This window comes from Mesorhizobium sp. WSM4807 (genome assembly GCF_055811615.1).
This window is the reverse complement of record NZ_JBVVQY010000017.1, coordinates 1-19,234: the sequence shown is the minus strand read 5'-3', so window position 1 is coordinate 19,234 and position 19,234 is coordinate 1. Positions and strand designations below refer to the sequence as shown.

General features: G+C 62.8%; 16 protein-coding genes. 13 read left to right on the top strand and 3 right to left on the bottom strand.

What is annotated here, in order from left to right; all coding sequences use genetic code 11:
• Nucleotides 1-420: 420 nt before the first annotated feature.
• Nucleotides 421-969: a histidine phosphatase family protein gene (locus tag AC0L3N_RS21445; protein ID WP_473549410.1), complete on the bottom strand. Its 549-nt coding sequence runs from the start codon at nucleotides 967-969 to the stop codon at nucleotides 421-423.
• 167 nt (nucleotides 970-1,136) lie between these two features.
• Between AC0L3N_RS21445 and AC0L3N_RS21440 the strand changes: the two genes are divergently transcribed.
• The 13 genes from AC0L3N_RS21440 to AC0L3N_RS21380 all read left to right on the top strand — a co-directional run bounded on the left by AC0L3N_RS21440 (nucleotide 1,137) and on the right by AC0L3N_RS21380 (nucleotide 16,237).
• Nucleotides 1,137-2,084, top strand: coding sequence for an AEC family transporter (locus AC0L3N_RS21440; protein ID WP_123150521.1), 948 nt, complete (start codon nucleotides 1,137-1,139; stop codon nucleotides 2,082-2,084).
• Between the two features lie 203 nt (nucleotides 2,085-2,287).
• Nucleotides 2,288-3,745 (top strand): NAD-dependent succinate-semialdehyde dehydrogenase, encoded by a 1,458-nt coding sequence (locus tag AC0L3N_RS21435; protein WP_473549409.1) that lies wholly within the window; start codon nucleotides 2,288-2,290, stop codon nucleotides 3,743-3,745.
• 85 nt (nucleotides 3,746-3,830) lie between these two features.
• On the top strand, nucleotides 3,831-4,862 hold the full coding sequence (locus AC0L3N_RS21430) for an aldose epimerase family protein (protein WP_473529949.1): 1,032 nt from the start codon (nucleotides 3,831-3,833) through the stop codon (nucleotides 4,860-4,862).
• Nucleotides 4,863-5,306: 444 nt separating this feature from the next.
• Nucleotides 5,307-6,017, top strand: coding sequence for a transcriptional regulator NanR (gene nanR / locus AC0L3N_RS21425; protein ID WP_473549408.1), 711 nt, complete (start codon nucleotides 5,307-5,309; stop codon nucleotides 6,015-6,017).
• Nucleotides 6,014-6,319, top strand: a complete 306-nt coding sequence (locus AC0L3N_RS21420) for a putative quinol monooxygenase (RefSeq protein ID WP_473549407.1) — start codon at nucleotides 6,014-6,016, stop codon at nucleotides 6,317-6,319. Before nanR ends, AC0L3N_RS21420 begins: the two co-directional genes overlap by 4 nt.
• Nucleotides 6,320-6,366: 47 nt before the next feature.
• The gene (locus tag AC0L3N_RS21415; RefSeq protein ID WP_473549406.1) at nucleotides 6,367-7,143 is read left to right on the top strand and encodes an HpcH/HpaI aldolase family protein; all 777 of its coding nucleotides are present in this window, start codon (nucleotides 6,367-6,369) and stop codon (nucleotides 7,141-7,143) included.
• A 13-nt stretch (nucleotides 7,144-7,156) separates the two neighbouring features.
• Nucleotides 7,157-8,209 carry an NAD(P)-dependent oxidoreductase gene (locus AC0L3N_RS21410; RefSeq protein ID WP_473549405.1) on the top strand — a complete coding sequence of 351 codons (1,053 nt, stop codon included), beginning with the start codon at nucleotides 7,157-7,159 and terminating at the stop codon, nucleotides 8,207-8,209.
• Between the two features lie 114 nt (nucleotides 8,210-8,323).
• Entirely contained in the window at nucleotides 8,324-9,979 is a 1,656-nt protein-coding gene (locus AC0L3N_RS21405) for an extracellular solute-binding protein (RefSeq protein WP_287063789.1), read from the top strand.
• Between the two features lie 110 nt (nucleotides 9,980-10,089).
• Nucleotides 10,090-11,031: a carbohydrate ABC transporter permease gene (locus AC0L3N_RS21400; protein ID WP_077383818.1), complete on the top strand. Its 942-nt coding sequence runs from the start codon at nucleotides 10,090-10,092 to the stop codon at nucleotides 11,029-11,031.
• Nucleotides 11,031-11,879, top strand: a complete 849-nt coding sequence (locus AC0L3N_RS21395; RefSeq protein WP_473549403.1) for a carbohydrate ABC transporter permease — start codon at nucleotides 11,031-11,033, stop codon at nucleotides 11,877-11,879. Before AC0L3N_RS21400 ends, AC0L3N_RS21395 begins: the two co-directional genes overlap by 1 nt.
• 11 nt (nucleotides 11,880-11,890) lie before the next feature.
• Nucleotides 11,891-12,985 carry an ABC transporter ATP-binding protein gene (locus tag AC0L3N_RS21390; RefSeq protein WP_473549402.1) on the top strand — a complete coding sequence of 365 codons (1,095 nt, stop codon included), beginning with the start codon at nucleotides 11,891-11,893 and terminating at the stop codon, nucleotides 12,983-12,985.
• Nucleotides 12,982-14,961 (top strand): D-apionate lactonase family protein, encoded by a 1,980-nt coding sequence (locus AC0L3N_RS21385; protein ID WP_473549401.1) that lies wholly within the window; start codon nucleotides 12,982-12,984, stop codon nucleotides 14,959-14,961. Before AC0L3N_RS21390 ends, AC0L3N_RS21385 begins: the two co-directional genes overlap by 4 nt.
• Nucleotides 14,962-15,448: 487 nt before the next feature.
• The gene (locus AC0L3N_RS21380) at nucleotides 15,449-16,237 is read left to right on the top strand and encodes a DUF899 domain-containing protein (RefSeq protein ID WP_473549400.1); all 789 of its coding nucleotides are present in this window, start codon (nucleotides 15,449-15,451) and stop codon (nucleotides 16,235-16,237) included.
• A gap of 290 nt (nucleotides 16,238-16,527) precedes the next feature.
• Here AC0L3N_RS21380 and AC0L3N_RS21375 read toward each other — a convergent pair whose 3' ends face one another.
• Both AC0L3N_RS21375 and AC0L3N_RS21370 read right to left on the bottom strand, forming a co-directional pair.
• A complete protein-coding gene (locus tag AC0L3N_RS21375) occupies nucleotides 16,528-17,739 on the bottom strand; it encodes a ZIP family metal transporter (RefSeq protein ID WP_473549399.1) in 1,212 nt (403 codons plus the stop codon).
• Nucleotides 17,736-18,863, bottom strand: coding sequence for a multicopper oxidase domain-containing protein (locus tag AC0L3N_RS21370; RefSeq protein ID WP_473549398.1), 1,128 nt, complete (start codon nucleotides 18,861-18,863; stop codon nucleotides 17,736-17,738). Before AC0L3N_RS21370 ends, AC0L3N_RS21375 begins: the two co-directional genes overlap by 4 nt.
• Nucleotides 18,864-19,234 lie beyond the last annotated feature (371 nt).

Here is a 19,234-nt window from a genome sequence, read left to right as displayed (position 1 = left end):
CCCGTGGGATGTTGAAATTATGCGGCAAGTAAGTGTAACCACCGTCGATCCTGGACTGCACCGAAGACCGAGGTATGGCACGGCAATCAGAACCACCGCAACACCGGAATTTCGTCTGCGGGTCAACCTTGTCTTCGTACCAATCATGGGCGCTAGCGGCTGTTGCGGCGGCGATACACATTGCCGTGAAGATGAATCTTCGCATGGCATTCCTCAAGTTTGGCAGGCCGCCGCCCGTTCGAGCATCCATGTATATTAGCGTTCCATTAAAAATACCATTAGCCTCCGACTGACTAACGCAGCTCCAGCAGGCGACGCTCGCACTGAAAGCCGTTCGCGAGTAAGCGGAATACCGGGTTCGACCCTTCTCCGCCTTCCTTCGGAGAAAATTGAAGGGGAAGCCGTGACCCAATGCGCAGATTAAAAGGTGACGCGGCCGAGCACGCGCAGGCCGTCGCCTTGCGGCTCGACGATCACGGCTTCGCCTTCGCGCGGCGAGATGCCGGTGAGCGCCATTATGTTTTCCAGATGGGTGACCATGACCACATTGTCGGAGCCGGAATAGGCGCGGATCTCGTTCATGACCGCCTCGAGCTGGGCGGCTTTCTCGCTGGCGTCGGTCTTCAGCAGGTCAAGCGGGGCGAAGGGTTCGGGCTCTTCTCTGAAAGCCGTGCGGGCCGTGTCGAGGCTGCGGCAATAGCGGCTGGACAGCACGCGCTCGACCGGCGCTGCGCGGGCGTCGAACAGCGCGCCGATCTTGCGCGCCTGCTGCTTGCCGCGCACCGAGAGATTGACCTGGGTGGTGCATTTCTCGATGTCGAAATTCGCCGGATCGGTGGTGCCTGTGACCATGGCATGGCGAAGCAGCACGACATGTCCGCCGTCGCGCAACAGCGCCCAGCCGGCTTCGGTCGCATGGGCCGCGGCGGGAATGACGAGCAGCAATAGAGCCAGCACAGATCGAAGCATCAGGCGTCCTTTTCCGGTCACCGGAGGTGGGTTCCGGTGACCGCATATAGGGACGGCAAAGCCGGCTGAAAAACAAGGCATGACCAAGCCCGGTTGTTGGCGAGGGCAGGCCGCTTCGCAAGGCGGGGCGATTGCGCTGCAATGCCGGCTCGCCTATCAGGAGAAAAATGTCTCCACTCATCGAAACCGTCCTTTTTGTCTTCGGCCTTGTCGCGCTCGGCTATCTGGCCGGGCTCACCGGCTATCTGAAGGCCGAGGCGGGCGAGGCCATCGCCGAATTCGCCGTCGGGGTGGCGATGCCGCTGCTTCTGTTCCGCACCATGGTCAACGCCGATTTCCATGGCACCGCGCCCTGGTTGTTCTGGGGAGCCTATTTCGCGGCGGCCGCAGTCACATGGGCCGCAGGCCACCTGGTCATCACGCGGGTGTTCGGGCGCGACGCGCGTGCGGGGGTCGTCGGCGGCGTGTCGTCGGCTTTTTCCAATCTCGTCCTGCTCGGCATTCCATTCGTCCTCGGCACATTCGGGCCAAGTGGGTTCGAAGTGCTGTCGCTGCTGATTTCCGTGCATCTGCCGACGATGATCATGGCGTCGATCATCCTGTTTGAAATCTTTGGCCGCGGTGACGAGCATGTGCATCCGCTGCGCATCATCCGGCGCTTCTTTCGAAAGCTGCTCTCCAATCCGCTGATCATCGGCATCCTGGCCGGATGGGTATGGCGTATCACCGGCCTGCCATTGCCGGCGCTGGCCGTCCGGCTGGTCGACGCGCTGGCCAATATCGCCGGACCGGTCGCGCTGTTTGCCATGGGGCTTGGCCTGTGCCGTTTCGGCATCTCCGGCAACGTGCGGCCGGCGCTGGCGCTGTCGGCGCTGAAGCTGATGCTGATGCCGGCCGTCGCGCTCGGCCTGGTCTGGCTGTTCGGCCTGCCGCCGCTGTCAGCGAAGGTCGCGGTCGTGGCCGCCGCGCTGCCATCCGGGGTCAATTCCTACCTGATCGCGACGCAGTTCAACACCGGCCAGGCATTGGCATCGAACCAGATGACCATCGCCACCGCCTGCGCTGTCGTCACCACGGCCTTTTGGCTGACGGTGGTGGTCCACGTGTTTGGATAGCAACGTGTTTGGATAGCAATTTGGGGCGCAAATCGGCCTCGCTTTGGCTGGCCCAAACCCTATATGCCATCTTGCGATTGATTGCGGGGCTTGCCCTAGGTAAAGAGCAGTGGCTCCAGGCGTGCCGGCATCGATGCCAGTGCGCACGCCCGTTAAAGAAATCCAGATAGCGGCCCGTCAGCGCGCCGAACGGAGGCTAGACCATGCTTCAGAAAACCAGCCATTTCATGCGCCAGGCCAATCTCATCAATGGCGAGTGGGTGCAGGCCGATAGCGGCCAGACGGTCGACGTCAACAATCCGGCCACCGGCCTCAAGATCGGCACCGTGCCGAAGTCGGGCAAGGTCGAGACGCGCCGCGCCATCGAAGCCGCCGACGCCGCCTTCAAGACATGGCGCAAGACCACCGCGCTCGAGCGTTCGAAGCTGTTGCGCAAGCTGCATGACGCGATGATGGACAATCAGGATGTGCTGGCCGAACTGCTCACCATCGAGCAGGGCAAGTCGCTGTTCGAATCGAAGGGCGAGATCGGTTCGGCCGCGTCCTACATATTGTGGTTCGCCGAAGAAGGCCGCCGTACCTATGGCGATGTCGTGCCGTCGCCCTGGGCGGACCGCCGCATCCTGGTGACCAAGGAGCCTGTCGGCGTCATCGCCGCCATCACGCCGTGGAATTTCCCGTCCTCGATGCTGGCCCGCAAGCTCGGCCCAGCACTTGCCGCCGGCTGCACCGCGGTGGTCAAGCCGGCCTCGCAGACGCCTTATTCAGGCCTCGCCTGGGGCGCGCTCGCCGAGGAAGTCGGCTTCCCCAAGGGTGTCATCAACATCCTGACCGGCGCCGCCGGCGAGATCGGCGACGAAATCTGCGCCAACCCGCTGGTCAAGAAGATCACCTTCACCGGCTCGACCGAGGTCGGCAAGATCCTGATCCAGAAGTCGTCCGTCACCGTCAAGAAAGTGTCGATGGAGCTCGGCGGCAACGCGCCGTTCCTCGTCTTCGACGACGCCGACATCGAGCGTGCCGTCGCCGGCGCCATCACCGCCAAATACCGCAATTCCGGCCAGACCTGCGTCTGCACCAATCGCTTCCTGGTTCAAGCCGGCGTCTACGACAAGTTCGTCGAAAAGCTCGCTGCCGCCAGCAACGGGCTGAAGGTCGGTTCCGGCCTCGATGACGGCGTGCAGCAGGGGCCGCTGATCGACGAGAAGGCGGTGGAAAAGGTCGAGGAACTGATCGCCGACGCTACCGCCAAGGGCGGCAAGGTCGTCGCCGGCGGCAAGCGCCATGCGCTGGGCGGTTCGTTCTTCCAGCCGACGGTGATCGCCGATGCGACGCCGAAGATGCGCTTCATGAAGGAAGAGATCTTTGGCCCGGTCGCGCCGGTGTTCAAGTTCCAAACCGAAGAGGAAGCCGTGGCACTCGCCAACGACACCGAATTCGGCCTCGCCTGCTATTTCTACACCGGCGATCTCGGCCGCGCCTTCCGGGTCATGGAAGGGCTGAAATACGGCATGGTCGGCGTCAATGAAGGCCTCATCACCACGCCTGAGGCGCCGTTCGGCGGCGTCAAGGAATCGGGCCTCGGCAAGGAAGGCGGACATCAAGGCATCGAGGACTATCTCGACACCAAATATGTCTGCATCGGCGGCCTCGGCCTCTGATCGGGCAGGGCCTGTTGACTGTCAACAGACCCAAGCCGGCCGAAGGCGGCCAGCCGGGATCGATCAACCAACTGGCGTTTCGGACATGGCGATGAAGGACGGCGAGGTTTTTGGCACGACGCAAGCGGGCGAGGCCATCCGCCGCTTCAGCATCCGCGGCGGCGGCCTCACCGCCAACATCATCGGGCTGGGCGCCATCATCCAGGATCTGCGCCTGGCCGGGCACGATGCGCCGCTGGTGCTCGGCTATAGCAGTTTCGCACCCTATGAGACGGACACGGCCTTCTTCGGCGCCGTCGTCGGGCGCTATGCCAACCGCATCCGCGATGGCCGCTTCACCATCGCCGGCCAGCGCTACCAGACCGAGCGCAACTTCCTCGACAAGCACACGCTGCATGGCGGCTCGCAAGGTTTTTCCCACCGGGCTTGGGAGGTTTCGCTGCATGGCAAGGATTTTGTCACGCTGACGCTGCATGATCCCGACGGCACGATGGGCTTCCCCGGCGCGCTCGACGTGACCTGCACCTACAGGCTGAAAATCCCCGGCACGCTCAGCGTCGAGATGACCGCCACCTGCGAGGAGCCGACGCTGTGCAACCTCACCCAGCACTCCTACTTCAACCTGGATGACGGCGGCGCCGGCGACATCCTCGACCACCGGCTGATGCTGAACGCCGGCGCCTATCTTCCGGTCGATGGCGACCTGATCCCGACCGGCGTGGTGAAGCCGGTCGACGGCACGCCCTTCGATTTCCGCCAGGCGCGGCCGCTGCGCATGGAGAGTGAGGGCAGCCAACTCCCCTACGACCAGAATTTCTGCCTTGCCCCGACGCGCGGGCCGCTCAAGCTGGCGTCATGGGCGCAGGGAGCGAATTCCGGCGTCGAGATGGAGCTCTGGACCACGGAGCCGGGCGTCCAACTCTATACCGGCCAGTATCTGGCGCCGCCTTCGCCGGGGCTCGAGAGACGTCATTACAAGGCTTTTTCGGGCTTCTGCCTGGAGCCGCAGGTCTGGCCGGACGCGCCGAACCGGCCGTATTTCCCACAGGCCACACTATGGCCGGGCCAGATCTACCACCATGTGACGGAATACCGGTTCAGACTGCCTGGCGCCTGAGCCCGGAAGCCGGTACTGGCTTTTGCTGTGCTGACCTTCGGTTCGGAAAGGATCATGCGCAAAGTTCAAAAAGCGTCCTTTGCGCTTCCATTGGACGCGCGACGCTCTCGGATCGGAACCCAAATATTCTCAGCGATCGAGTTCGGACCTCCTCGGACGTTTGTAGCCGATAGCGGGGATGACGCAGGTTGACCCGAAGCAGTATCCCCATCCTGCCGCTCCAAAGAGGGCATTCAAGGGAGGCAGTGACCGCGCCCCAATCTCGTTCGACCGGAAATGATACCTGACGCGAACTGACAATGTTGGCACCCTGCGCTGTGGCTGATCGCTCAGCTAGGGAGCAAGTTGCTTGCGCTTGAAGACGGGCGTCTGTCGATATGAGTTGTGTTTGACACAGGGGCACTATGGCAATAGCGTGACGGACTGGTATAAAAGGTATGCCAAGTGATTGGGGTTCTGATCAAACAACGGAAGCTTTCGGACGAGGTTGCAGAGCACCTCGAGCGGATGATCCGCAAGGGAGAACTGGCCGAGGCCGACCGGCTCCCGTCGGAACGGGAACTCATGCGGCAGTTCGGGGTCGGGCGTCCTTCAATCCGTGAGGCGCTGCTGCATCTGAGCAAGATGGGCCTTGTCGAGGTGAGATCCGGTGAGCGTGCCCGGGTCACCCGCCCTACGCCCCAGTTCGTAATCGACGCCCTCTCAGGGCCGGCGCGGCACATGATTTCGGCCCCGGGCGGGGTTCACGACTTCCAGAGTGCGCGTTTATTTTTCGAGGTCGGGCTTGCCCGCAACGCCGCTGTGAATGCCACGCCAGAGGACATTGAAAGCCTCAGGGAGGCGCTCGAAATGAACCGGCAGTCGATCGGCGACCTCACGCGCTTCGAACGCACGGACGTGGACTTCCACTACGTGCTGGCGGTGATCACCCGCAATCGAATCTTCACGGCTATCCATGCGGCGTTAGCCGAATGGCTGCTCGAACAGCGGCGGACGACTTTGGCCGAAGGTGAAGACCGCAAAGCCTACGAGGCCCATCGCGAAATATTCGAGGCGATCGCCGCGCGCGATCCGGACCGGTCCGAAGCGGCGATGCGCAGGCATCTGGAATATGTGTCTAAGCGCTATCTGGAAATCGCGAGGCCCAAGGGATGACCGGCTACGTTGTCTGGGTCGATTTCCGCCTCAAGCCGGGCGCCCGAGACAGCTTCCGAAAGCTCGTCGACGCCAATGCGAGCGCGTCGGTGCGCAACGAGGTCGGCTGCCGCCGCTTTGACGTGACGGAGGCGCGCGGCGAACCGGACCGGGTCGTGCTCTACGAGATTTACGATAGCGAGGCCGCCTTCGACGAACACTGCCGGACGGCTCATTTCGGTGAATTCAACACGCATAGCGCGCCGCTCGTCGACACCAAGTTGGTGACGATCTGCAACCTCGTTCTCGAGGCTACGACTTGAAGAAAGCATAGTCGGATTGCGCTCTTTGGGCGAAGGGGAGGAAGTGCATGTCAGAGGCAGGTCTTAAGGCGTTGGCCGCGCACCGGCGGGTCAAGCTCGGCACGCTCGTCGCCGAGTTCGCGACGCCGGGAATTGGGCACATTTTGAAGTCCGCCGGCTGCGACTTCGTCTTCTTTGATATGGAGCATTCGGGCTTCAGCTTGGAAACGGTGAAGAGCGCGATCCGCTATTTCGAGGCGGCCGACCTGCCGGTTATGGTGCGTGTGCCGTCGCAGGACTATCATTTCCTCGGCCGCGCCATGGACGTGGGCGCTGAAGGCCTGATCGCGCCGATGGTGAGTACGGTCGAACAGGCGCAGCACATCATCAATTCGATGAAATACCATCCTGCAGGCGCGCGCGGCGTAGCGCTGCAGATCGCGCATGACCGCTACCGTCCGGGTTCGGTCAAAGACAAATTCGAAGCTGCCAACCAGCGCTCGGTGTTCATCTGCCTGATCGAGACCGCCGACGGCGTCAAGAACATCGACGGCATCGCGGGACTGGACGGGGTCGATTGTCTATGGGTCGGACATTTCGATCTGTCGGTCTCACTCGGCATTCCCGGCGACTTCGCCCATCCCACCTTCACCACCGCAATGGACAAGATTGTTGCGGCCGCCAAGAAGCACAACAAATCGCTTGGACGCCTGGTACCCAGCGTCAAGCAAGGTCACGAATTTTACGCGCAAGGCTTCGATTTCATCTGCTATTCGGGCGATGTCTGGGTCCTGCACGATGCGATGGCCGACGCGGTCTCAAAGATCCGGACCGGGTGCGAGTGAGGCGGAGGAGACGATGGCCAACGCAACGTTCAGGGTGGCGCTCTCCGGTGATTTCCGCAAGCCGGACGGCTCGCCGACCTATCCCGACTTCGACCTGGAGCCGCTGCGCAATGCGCCCGGCGTCGAGATGGCGTTCCTGGAATCGAACAATCCGCTGCGCGCCGAACAGCTTGAGGACTTCGATGCGCTGATCCTGCTCACCCATCGATTCGATGCGACCAGTGTCCCGAAGAGCGGCCGCCTGGCCGTCGTTGCCCGTTTCGGGGTCGGCTACGATACCGTCGACGTCGAGGCCTGTACCGCCGCCGGCATCGCCCTGGTCATCACGCCCGACGGCGTGCGACGGCCGGTCGCCGTATCCGTAATTACCTTCATGCTGGCACTGACCGGCAAACTGCTCACGAAGGACGCGCTGACCCGCAAGGGACCTTATGGATTCGACAGGCGTTCGGAGCATATGGGCGTCGGCCTCGTCGGGCGGACACTGGGATCGCTCGGCATTGGCAACATCGGCGCCGAGGTGTTTCGCATGGCCAAGCCCTTCGACATGAAATTCATCGCCCATGATCCATTCGCTGACAGCAAGGTCGCCGCCGAACTGGGCATCGAACTGGTCGGGCTGGAGGATCTGTTCCGCCGTGCCGACGTGCTGTCGGTGAGCTGTCCGCTGACGCCTCAGACCCGCCACATCGTCAATGCCGAGCGGCTCGCCCTGATGAAGCGGACGGCTTACCTGATCAACACCGCACGCGGCCCGATCGTCGACCAAAAGGCGCTGACGAAAGTGCTGCAGAAACGCCGCATCGCCGGCGCGGGGCTCGACGTGCTGGAGCAGGAGCCGCCGGAAGCCGACGACCCGATCCTCAGGCTCGACAACGTTATCCTGACGCCGCATGCGCTCTGTTGGACCGACCAGTGTTTTGCCGGCAACGGTGACGCCGACGTGAAGGCGGTCATCGAGGTCCAGCACGGCCGCGAGCCGCGCGGCGTGGTCAATCGCGAGGTGCTTTCAAGCGAGGCATGGAAGAATCGGCTGGCCGGTTTCGCTGCCTGCTTCGGGACGTAGGAGTCAAGAATTCGGCGCGCCGCCACAGGCTTCGCGGCGGCTTCACGGGAGAAACACTCGATCGCCGCGCCCGCGGACGAGTGAAGGCAAACGAAAATGGGAGGACCAAGCACTATGAACGATCATGACAAGCGTGACTTTCAGGCAGGCCTCGAAGCAGAGGTCGACGCCTTTATGCGCGGCGAGACCACCCGCCGAACCTTCATAACCCGCTTCGGCCAGATGACCGGCATGCTGGCGGCGTCCGGACCGATGCTCGCCATGATGACGGATTGGGCGCTGGCGCAGCAGAAGCTCGAACTGGCAGACGCCGGTTCGCCGCTCGGCCAGGCACAGGCGGCGGCCATGAAGGCGTCGATGGAAGGCCCGGCGGATGGTTCCGCCTTCCGCGCCGTCGAGGCCGCCAAGGCGCATTCGGGTGTCACGCTGAACATGACCTACGAGGTCGGCCTGCAGGCTCTCGATCCGCGCAATTTCAGTGGACCGATGTGGGAGCAGCTTACGGGCATGAAGTCGAACGTGGTCGAACTGTCGAACCCGGACCAGTACTCCAAGGCCGTTGCCGAGCACATTGCCGGCTCAGGCGCCTATGACGTCCTCGACATCTCGCCAGCCTGGACGCCCTCGCTAGCCGATGGCGGTGTCATCGCACCCCTCGACGATTACATCGCCAAATACATGAACCCGGCCGACCTCGAGGACTATCATCCGCTCTACAAGGCGCTGCCGACCTACAAGGGCAAGATCTGGGGCTTCTTCGACGACGGCGACATGTTCGCTCTCTACTACCGCAAGGACATCTTCGAGGATCCGAAGATGGTGGAGGCCTACCAGGCCAAGTTCAATGCCAAGCTGGCGCCGCCGAAGACCTGGGAGGAATATGCCCAGATCGCCCAGTTCATCACCGACCAGATGGCGCCGAACGTTTACGGCGCAGGCCATTTCCGCAAGGCGGGCAGTCCCGGCAATCAGTTCGACTTTCTGCAACAGTACCGCGCCAACGGTGGAAAACTGTTCGGCGATGACATGAAAGCCGGCTTGGTTTCAGATGCTGGCGTGAAGACGCTGCAAAACATGATTGCAGCCAATGCGGCGTCTATCCCCGGCAACAATGAACTCGACGCCGTCTCGCTGTGGGCGGCGTTCCTGACCGGCAAGGTAGCGATGATCTACTCCTGGCCGCCGTCTGGCCGCATGGCCGCGAACTATTCGCAGTCGGCTACTGCAATCAACTTCATCCCGCAATCACAGATCGCCGGCAAGGTCGGCTATGCCGTCGTGCCCGGCAATCCTGAACATGCGACCGGCTTCAACAAGGCGCTGTCGGCGGATTCGGCTAACCCCGAAGCGGCCTACCTGTTCATGCAGTGGGTCTGCTCACCGCCCGTCTCGCTTGCGCGCTGCATGCTGCCCTACGCCCTGCGCGATCCCTACCGCATCTCCCACTTCAAATCCGAGCTTTACGGCGCGCTGTTCCCGAGCGCCAAGGAGTACCTGAGCAATCTTAACAGCTCGGCCAATGTCGGTCTCCTCGACCCGATCATGCCCGGCGCGCAGGACTATTTCCTGAGCATCGACCGCATGTGCACGGCTGTGTGGGCCGGTGCGGATCCGAAGGCGTCGCTAGAAACAGCGGCGGCCGAGTGGAATGAGACGACCGACCGGCTCGGCGTCGATTCGCAGAAGGCATTCTACACCGAGTTCCTGAAACTGCCGGGCGCTACTGCCGACAACACGGTGGAGAAGCTCGGTATGGCGGTCACCCTGTGAACCTCGGCCTGCGTCGCGGCGCAGGCCGGTTTCTTGATCAAAATCGGTGTTGCGGGCGCTTGGTCCGCAACACCTGTCGCAACCGTCAGGCAGGTTTTGGGATGTAATCGATGCAGCCTACCGCAACCATCAGTCGCTTGAAGGCCGCTGGCGCCCCGCCACGACTGTCGGGCTTCGCACAATGGGCGGACCGCCACTTCAAATGGCTGCTGGTAGCGCCAGCAGTGCTGCTGATCCTGGCGCTGTCGGTCTATCCGCTGCTGTTCTCGCTGGTCGTGTCTTTCATCAACTATGATTTCCAGGTGCCGGGCCACGCCTTTGTCGGATTGAAGAATTTCGAGCGCGTCGTGTTCGATCCCGTCGCGCGCTGGTCGCTTTGGCTGACAGCGTGGCTCTCGGGGATTAGCGTCGCTATCGAATTCGTTCTCGGCCTTCTGGTGGCGCTGACCATGGTTCGCAGCTTTCCGGGCCGCGGCGTGATCATGTCGATCCTGATCGTGCCGCTGTTCATCAGCCCGGTTATCGTCGGCCAGGCCTGGACGCTGCTGCTGCAGCGGCCTTTCGGGCCGACCAACTACATTTTGACGCAACTTCTGGGGCAGGAGGTGACAATCGGCTGGATGACCGAATCGCCATGGCTCTATTTTTCGCTGATTATCGCCGATGTTTGGCAGTGGACACCGTTCATGTTCGTCATCCTGCTCGCCGGGCTTACCGCCATTCCCCCGAACCTTTACGAGGCGGCGGAACTCGACGGGGTCAATGCCTGGCAGGCGTTCTGGGCGATAACCCTGCCGCACCTCGCGCCAATGATGCTGCTGGCGCTGACCTTTCGGCTGCTCGATGCAATCCGCATGTTCGATACTATTTTCATCATGACAGGCGGCGGGCCAGGCACGCGGACCTACACCGCCTCCTACTATCTCTACACCGTCGGCTTCACCCAGTTCCACCTGTCGCAGGCGACCGCCGGAAGCTGGTTGTTCCTGATCTTCACCGCGCTCGTGGTGATGCTGCTGGTGCGACGGCTTTTGAAGACGGAGCCGGTCTGATGGCGGCCGTCGCGCCTGTCCGTCGCCCGAAACGCCGGTCGATACCGGTCGGCCGCATCCTGCTGCTCGGCTCCTTCCTGGTCTTCGTGTTGTGGCCGCTCTACTGGATGTTCAACACCTCGATCAAGCCGAGCGACGACTATCTCAGCGTGCCGCCGGTCTGGTTCCCAACCGCACCCACCCTTGTCCACTATGAAGCCGCGCTGTTCGCATATCGCGGCCTCGACGGGCTGATCAACAGCCTGATCATCTCGCTGTCGGCAACGGTGCTCTCGGCCCTGTTCGGCACGCTGATGGCCTACAGCCTGGCGCGCTACAACACCGGCGGCCGGCATCTGTCGTTCTGGGTGCTGTCGCAGCGCTTCCTGCCGCCCATCGGCATCGTGCTGCCGGTGTTCCTGATCTACCGCGGCGTTGGCCTCTACGACACGCATATCGGCCTGATCATCGCCTATACGGTGTTCACGCTGCCGGTGTCGGTATGGATGATGTTCGCCTATTTCCGCGGCATGCCGAAATCGATGGAGGAGGCGGCCCTTGTCGACGGCTGCACGCGCTGGGAGGCGTTCTGGCGCGTCGCCGTGCCGCTCGCCGCGCCAGGCATCGTCGCGGCGGCGGTCTTCGCCTTCATCGCCTGCTGGACGGAGTTCTTCTTCGCGCTGATTTTGACCAGCCGCACGGCTTTCACGCTGCCAACGGTGTTTCGCGCCTTCATCGGTTTCCAGGGTGCGCAATATGGCGAGGCGGCAGCCCTGGCCATCGTCTCCCTCGTGCCGTCGATCGCACTGGGAGTACTTGCCCAACGACATCTGGTGCGCGGGCTCACGCTCGGCGCTGTTCGCGGATAGAAAGGGTCGGCATGGCCGAAGTCAGGATCACCGGCTTGCACAAGCGCTACGGCGCTTTCCATGCCGTGCGCGGCATAGACCTAGTCATTCGCGACGGCGAGTTCACCGTGCTGGTCGGCCCGTCCGGCTGTGGCAAGAGTACGCTCTTGAGGACCATCGCAGGGCTGGAGGAGAGTTCGGAAGGCACGATCGAGATCGGCGGCGAAGTGGTCAACGATTTCCGACCGCGCGACCGTGACGTGGCGATGGTGTTCCAGGACTATGCGCTTTATCCCCACATGAACGTGGCGAAAAACATTGGCTTCGGCCTGAAGGCACGAAAAATGCCGAAATCGGAGGTGGAGGCGCGCGTCGCCGAGGCGGCCCGCATGCTTGGCATCACCCCGCTGCTCGGGCGCTTTCCGCGCCAATTGTCCGGCGGGCAGCGGCAGCGCGTCGCCATCGGCCGCGCCATCGTCCGCAGCCCGCGCATTTTCCTGTTCGACGAGCCGCTGTCCAACCTCGACGCGCAGCTTCGCGACGAGATGCGCGGCGAGATCAAGCGCCTTCACCAGGACATCGCCACAACCATGATCTACGTCACCCATGACCAGATCGAGGCGATGACTTTGGCTGACCGCATCGTGCTGATGCGCGACGGGGTGATCGAGCAGCAGGGCGCGCCGCTCGAGCTGTTCGAGCGCCCCGCCTCGACCTTTGTCGCTGGCTTTCTCGGTTCGCCGCGCATGAGCTTCCTGCCGGGCACGCTAAAGTTGGACGGCAGCGCTGCCGCCATCCGGCTCTCCGAGACGCTGCTTCCGGTCGCCCCTGGCCGGAGCCTGAATGGCGCCGTTGACGGACAGGCGGTGCTGCTTGGACTGCGGCCAGAACATCTGACGCGCGCGCATGCTGCGACACCTGCGCAGGGCACGTTTCGCTACGACGCAACGATCGACCTGCTGCAGCCGACCGGCTCGCGCAGCTATGCGACCTTCCGCCTGGCCGGCGCACCGGTGATGGCGGAACTGCAGGCGCATGACGTCAGTCGTCCCGGCGAGAGGCTGCCGATCGACATCAACATGAACCGGGCCTCGATTTTCGACGCCAAGACCGAGAGAGCGATTTGACCACGGCAGCATCTCGAGCAATCCGCTTATGTGGGACCAAACAGGTCGATCCGCAGTTGCGGACACTGCGCGCGGGACCCTTGTCGGTCGAGTTTGACAATGGGGCGATACGCTATGTGCGTATCGGCGGGGTCGAGATTCTGCGCGGGATCTCATTTCTCGTACGGGACGAGAACTGGGGAACCGAGACGCCCGTTCTCGATGACCTCCAGATCAATGAAAAGCCGGATGCGTTCAGCGTCGCCTACCGTGGAACATGCGCGGGTGCGTGCGGTCGCCTGGTCTACCAGGCGCGGATCGCAGGCAGGAGCGACGGTGCGCTGTCGTTTGTGGTGGAGGCAGAGCCCGAAACTGACGTATTGACCAACAGAACCGGCTTCGTCGTGCTGCATCCGATCGAGGGTTTGGCCGGCAAGCCGGTAAAGGTGCTGCACGGGGACGGTCGCGAAGAGGTCTCGATTTTTCCGGACTACATCGATCCTAGATGTCCGTTCACCGACATTCGCGCGCTTTCGCACGAGATCGCGCCTGGAGTCTGGGCCACATGCAGCATGGAAGGTGACGCCTTTGAGATGGAGGATCAGCGCAATTGGTCCGACGCCTCCTACAAAACCTATGTCCGTCCCCTGCGTCGCCCGCGGCCCTACAGATTGCCGAAAGGCGAGAAATTCACGCAGGCCGTCCGACTTCAGCTGTTGGGAACGCTCCCTGCCTGGACGTCTAAAACCCCCAATCCATCCATTAACCTGACGATCGGCAGAGCCATCGGTCGAGTGCCCAGCATTGGCATCAGCGTCGCTGCCGACGAGGCGAAGCACGCGCTTGAAGTCCCCGAGCTCATTCGACGATTGGCTCCCAAGTGGATGGTCTGCCAAGTCGATCTCCGGTTCGGGCACGGCCAGGATGAGCTTGAAAGTTACACCGCCCTGGCACAGTTGACCGGTGCTGGCGTCGTCCTTGAGCTCATCACCAAGGGCACGCTCGATCCCTTCGGCGAATTGGCGCCTCTCGCGGATGCTGTCCAAAGCCTTTGCCTCAATCCAGAAGCTGTCTGCGTCTTTCCGGCGCAGGACATGAAGTCGGTGCAGCCGGGAGCACCGTGGCCGGCGATGCCCACCTTTGAGCAAAGCTACGCCGCCGCCCGCCGGGCTTTCCCCGGGGTGGCGCTGGGCGGCGGCATGGCCGCATACTTCACCGAGCTAAACCGCAAGCGTCCGCCAAGCGGAGCGCTCGACTACGCAACCTTCACCACCTGTCCAAACGTGCACGCAGCAGATGATGTCTCCGTGATGGAGACGCTTCAGGCTATCCCCCATCTGATCCGCTCTACCCGTGCTTTCATGGGCGACCGCTTGCCCCTGCGTATAGGTCCCAGTCAGCTCGGCTGCCGCGAGAACCCCTACGGAAAGTCCACTGCGCCGAATGAAGCGAACGGTCGCGTCTGTCTGAGCCGCATCGATCCTCGGCAGCGCGGCCTGTTCAATGCGGCTTGGACAGTCGGCTATTTCGCGGCCTGCGCGCGCGAGGGAATCGAGGCCGTCGCATTCGGCGACTTCACCGGCCCATTCGGATACGTCTATAGGAAGGCCGATTTCGTGCAGCCGTGGTTTGACCAACAGGATGGCCGAATGGTGTATCCCGCTTTCCATGTCATGGCAGGCCTCTCAAAGCTCAACGGCGCCACCCTGCTGTCCGTAGGAACTTCCGGAGCTGACAGCATCGCAGCGATCGCGGCCGAAAAAGACGGGCGCACGACGCTGTGGCTCTCGAATCTCACTGCCAAAAAGCAATCAGTGCAGCTTTCGGATACGCCGATCAGCGCCCGCATTGCCCTTCTTGCTGCCGACCAATTCGAGCGGGCGGCAGCCGATCCGAACTTCATGGAAAGTTCCGGAAGACAGCTGGGCGACCAATTCATCTCGCTTGACGCCTACGCCGTGGCGCGAGTCGATCTCCACCGTTCGTCTTCGACATAGCCCGGTGGACCGTAGATTGGAGGGGTTGATGACGGGACGTCAGCCTGCATCGTAGCGGAGAACAGAGCCAACGTGCGCTCTGGCGTTCAGGGGTCGGATATCCCGTTTTGGCGCTCTTTGCTAGTTCCCGCCGACGGGTTCAGGCAGCAAGGTTCTCGGCCATTGGCGGCAGCCAGTCTGATTGAGTTTGAGCCCAATCTTCGAACGCTGCCCTCAACGTTTTGAATGGCGTCAGCGCACCGGGACACTGCCGGCAGGAGCGCCGTCGCGCAACGCGGCTCAACGCGCCGAGGGGATCACCCGCTTCGGGCGCACGCCGCGGCTGTAATCGGCGACTCCATCGGAATAGCGCCACACTTGTTACTCCCACTGTTCGCTTTCCGGTGCCAAACTACCTCATGCCGAAAAACGAGCGGTGAGCAGCGAATGGAACCGCGTTTCACCCATGAGGCGCGGGAATTCGCCCAGATTAGGAGGTATCAAAGCCATGACTTCATCAGCCGAGAGCGGACGGAAAAGCGGACAGACTGCCATGCACACACCACCGGTGGTGTCGCCGCAGGCGTGGGAGGCGGCTCGCGAGCGGCTGCTCGTGAAGGAAAAGGCCCAGACCCGCGCCCGTGACGCGCTGGCCGCCGAGCGGCGGCGGATGCCGTGGATGGCGGTGGAGAAGACCTATGCGTTCGAGGGGCCCGACGGGAAGGTGAGCCTGCTCGACCTGTTCGACGGTCGGCGTCAGCTGATCGTCTACCGCGCCTTTTTCGAGCCGGGCGTGTTCGGCTGGCCCGACCATGCCTGCCGCGGCTGCTCCCTGGTGGCCGACCAAGTCGCCCACGTCGCCCACCTGAACGCCCGTGACACCACTCTCGTCTTCGTCTCGCGTGCGCCCCAGGCTGATATCGCGCGGCTGAAGGCGCGGATGGGCTGGGAGATGCCGTGGTTCACTCTCACCGACAGCTTCGACGCCGATTTCGGCGTGGACGAGTGGCACGGCCACAACGTGTTCATCCGCGACGGCGACCGCGTATTCCGTACCTACTTCATTAACAACCGCGGCGACGAGCAGATGGGAGGCACCTGGAACTACCTCGACATCACCCCGCTGGGCCGGCAGGAGGTCTGGGAGGACTCGCCCGAGGGCTATCCCCAGACCCCGACCTACAAGTGGTGGAACTGGCACGACAGCTACGCCGCGGATCCAGCGGCCGACAAGAAGTGGGCCGAGGTGTCGGACGCCGGAGAGGCGGCGTTCCGGGAGGCGAGCACGAAGCAATGAGCCAGGCCTGTTCGGGTGGGTCTGACGGGCGGCGACGGTCGGTCTGAGGGCCGGATTGACCGTGGCGCGAAGCGCCGCTGTGAAGAGCGGTCGCGAATGTCCGGAACCGGCGCTCTGTGCTCGCCGGCCGATTCAAACGGCAAGGTTGTCGGTCGTTTACGCCGGGTGGCCGGGGCGACGCACGTTGGACCCAAGCCGACCTTTTTTATTTGCCGCAACCGATCTCCGCGCCCGCAGTTCACAGGCGACAATCCGGCAGGAGCGACCGGACAAGCTGTCGCCGCGGCAGATCAGACTTTGACGAGCATAGCGGTCACATACATGAACGAAACGCCTGCGGCCAATCCCGCCATCGTGGCTGGCGCTGTAAGCGCGGCAGGGCCTCTCCCGTCCGACCTCATCAGGTACGCAGTGACCTCGACGATGACCTGCAGAATGGCTCCCGCTCCGACCGCGAGAGCCAACGCCGACCACTGCGGCGCATAGGCCAGGCTTCCGATCCAAAGTCCGATGACGGCGGGACCGCCCGCCAGAAGCGCCAAGCCGACGAAGGTCCACAGAGGCGGGCGCTTTTTCAGCATCGGCGCGGAAATGCCGATGCCTTCGGTGATGTTGTGCAGCATGAAGCCCAACACCAGGAAAGTGCCCAATCCGGCCGCGCCTGCCGCGAACGCAGCGCCGATGGCCAGCCCCTCGCCAAGATTGTGCAGGCCGATTCCAAGCGCGATGAAGGTGGCGAGCGCAAGTCCGGTCGGCACTCCGTCCCGGCGGCCGGCCGCCATCAGCAGGAGGAAACTCGCAGCGGCTGTGAGGACGACCATGACCTGTCCCTGGAATATTGCGGCGGACTCGGCCGCCAGTTCGAAAGCTTCAGCCGTGGCGTCGACTAACAGGAACGCCAGCAGGCCGACAGTCAGGGCGAGCAGGAAATTCATGCCGTTGCGGCCGACTCCGCGCAGCGCTGGAAAAAACATCATTCCGATGGCGACTGGAACAAGGCCGACAAACACGCCTAGCAGCGCCTGGGAGGCGAGGCTCCTTGCATCCCGCGTCGGGGTAGGCACGGCGACCGCGATCTCGTGCCCGAACGTCGCTCCGGTTCTGGTGACGATGTTGATGGCATGCGCCTCCCCCAGCACCCAGGGGAAGGGCAGGTGGATCCATGCCGTAGCGCCGCGGGCGAGCGGTCCTGCGGGTTCCTGCGTGAACTGCCAGTATGCGTCGTCAACCTGGACCTGGGCGATCGTCATCGGCTCCGAGCCACCGGCGCGGACGAGGACGCGGATGCCGTCGGACGAAAGGATCGTCCGCTCGAAAGTCAGGCTCTCCACAGGCGGAGCGCCGTTCCCGAAGTTTCTGAGCGGGTCAGAGACCAGTAGCCAGGTGATCGCCAGGCCGAGGGCGGCCAGCGGCAGGATCAGCCACAGCAAAGCGGCGCGCGATTTTCCGGAGCCGACGGGAGCGGTCGGGTCGGCGGCGGCGATGTGCGAGACCTCGTTCATGCGACCGCCTCCACCACGTCGAACATGCCCGTCCAGCCGAGTTCGGTGAACTCCGACTGATGCGGGTGGAACATGTAGAGACCGGTCTCGTGATCCTTGTAGGTAAACTCGAGGATTCCGCGCTGCGCCTGCACCTGAGTGATCAAGTCGACCGTCCTCAAGGTCGGCGTGAGCGTCGTCCCCTGTTCGAAATAGTCGAAGAAGTTGGCGTGCAAGTGGAACGAGTTGATGGGATCGAACTCGACGACATTGGCCAGATAGATGCGGACTGGGCGGTTGCGGACGATCCTGATCGGCCGCTTCATGTACGCGTGTGCGACGGTATTCACCGCATAGACTTCGTTCCCGTTGTCGAAGTTGGTGTCGAAGCCGTTCATCACCATGGCGAATTCCTGCCATTCGGCGTTCTCGGGCGTGCCAAGCAAGCGGGAACGGGCGACATTGGCAAGCTCCGGATGGCGGGCCGGATCCGGGTCGATCACGAAAAGGCCGTACATGCCCTTGTGGATATGCCGCTTCAGGGGCAGCGCATGGCAGTGATAGAGATGGCAGCCGAAGGGCCTGGCATCGAACTCGTAGACGAATTCTTCTCCCGGATCGATCAAGCCTGCACCGGGGACGCCGTCCATCCTTGCGGCATGGATGCCGTGGAAGTGCATGGAGTGGGGATGCGAGCCGGAGTTGCGGAAGACCATCCGCAGGTGCTCGCCTTCGGTCGCCCTGAGCGCAGGCCCGGGCACCCGCCCGTTGTAGGTCCAGGCCGGGAACATGATCCCCGGCGCGATTTCGATTTCCTTGTCAACCGCCTCGATCTCGAAAGTCCGAAGGATTCGTCCGTCGGGAAGCGTCGACACCGAGCCCGTTTCCCAGTCCGTCACGATCCGGGAAGGATCGAAACCGTTGCGCTCGTTGTCCACGTCTCCGACGGTGATCATCGATCCGTGGGCGGCCAAATGCGCTGGAGGCGGTGTAGTGCCCGCGGCCGACGTGGCCCCATGGCCGGAATGGGCCGATTGGCCAGCCGCCGTTCCCGCTATCGCCGAGCCTCCGGCCGCCGCCAGGCCGCCCCACAACAGCCCACGCCTGCTGATCTTTTCGCGGAACCACATGCTGACCTCGGACATAACCGTCACCACAAATGCAAATGAGAATGATTTGCATTAGCATTAAACGGATTGTTTCGCAATCGACTCGCAACCGCATCTATTCGGGGAGGGGCCGTCGGCAAATTGATGTGGTGCGAATTTGCTCCTTACAAGCAACCAACGGGAACAACCACTTCGCATCGCGACTCACATTCATGCTTCTGTTGCGAAGTCGACCGCTGGCCACGTTGAGCAAAGCACTAAGACGGACCTGGAACGACGGCTTCCCCACGAACTGTCGACATTGAATGAGAGGGTCAGCAACGACCGCTAATGGCGTGCGCCGTGACAAGGCGGCGCTTTCCAGTGGGTGCAAGTCCCACCCGGCAAGATGCTCCAGCCGGAAGCAA

What these genes read in the sequence shown, in the direction of transcription:
- AC0L3N_RS21445 (WP_473549410.1), bottom strand. Translation starts at nt 969, where the DNA reads ATGCTTCGATCTGTGCTGGCTCTATTGCTGCTCGTCATTCCCGCCGCG.
- AC0L3N_RS21440 (WP_123150521.1), top strand. Translation starts at nt 1,137, where the DNA reads ATGTCTCCACTCATCGAAACCGTCCTTTTTGTCTTCGGCCTTGTCGCG.
- AC0L3N_RS21435 (WP_473549409.1), top strand. Translation starts at nt 2,288, where the DNA reads ATGCTTCAGAAAACCAGCCATTTCATGCGCCAGGCCAATCTCATCAAT.
- AC0L3N_RS21430 (WP_473529949.1), top strand. Translation starts at nt 3,831, where the DNA reads ATGGCGATGAAGGACGGCGAGGTTTTTGGCACGACGCAAGCGGGCGAG.
- AC0L3N_RS21420 (WP_473549407.1), top strand. Translation starts at nt 6,014, where the DNA reads ATGACCGGCTACGTTGTCTGGGTCGATTTCCGCCTCAAGCCGGGCGCC.
- AC0L3N_RS21415 (WP_473549406.1), top strand. Translation starts at nt 6,367, where the DNA reads ATGTCAGAGGCAGGTCTTAAGGCGTTGGCCGCGCACCGGCGGGTCAAG.
- AC0L3N_RS21410 (WP_473549405.1), top strand. Translation starts at nt 7,157, where the DNA reads ATGGCCAACGCAACGTTCAGGGTGGCGCTCTCCGGTGATTTCCGCAAG.
- AC0L3N_RS21405 (WP_287063789.1), top strand. Translation starts at nt 8,324, where the DNA reads ATGAACGATCATGACAAGCGTGACTTTCAGGCAGGCCTCGAAGCAGAG.
- AC0L3N_RS21400 (WP_077383818.1), top strand. Translation starts at nt 10,090, where the DNA reads ATGCAGCCTACCGCAACCATCAGTCGCTTGAAGGCCGCTGGCGCCCCG.
- AC0L3N_RS21395 (WP_473549403.1), top strand. Translation starts at nt 11,031, where the DNA reads ATGGCGGCCGTCGCGCCTGTCCGTCGCCCGAAACGCCGGTCGATACCG.
- AC0L3N_RS21390 (WP_473549402.1), top strand. Translation starts at nt 11,891, where the DNA reads ATGGCCGAAGTCAGGATCACCGGCTTGCACAAGCGCTACGGCGCTTTC.
- AC0L3N_RS21380 (WP_473549400.1), top strand. Translation starts at nt 15,449, where the DNA reads ATGACTTCATCAGCCGAGAGCGGACGGAAAAGCGGACAGACTGCCATG.
- AC0L3N_RS21375 (WP_473549399.1), bottom strand. Translation starts at nt 17,739, where the DNA reads ATGAACGAGGTCTCGCACATCGCCGCCGCCGACCCGACCGCTCCCGTC.
- AC0L3N_RS21370 (WP_473549398.1), bottom strand. Translation starts at nt 18,863, where the DNA reads ATGTCCGAGGTCAGCATGTGGTTCCGCGAAAAGATCAGCAGGCGTGGG.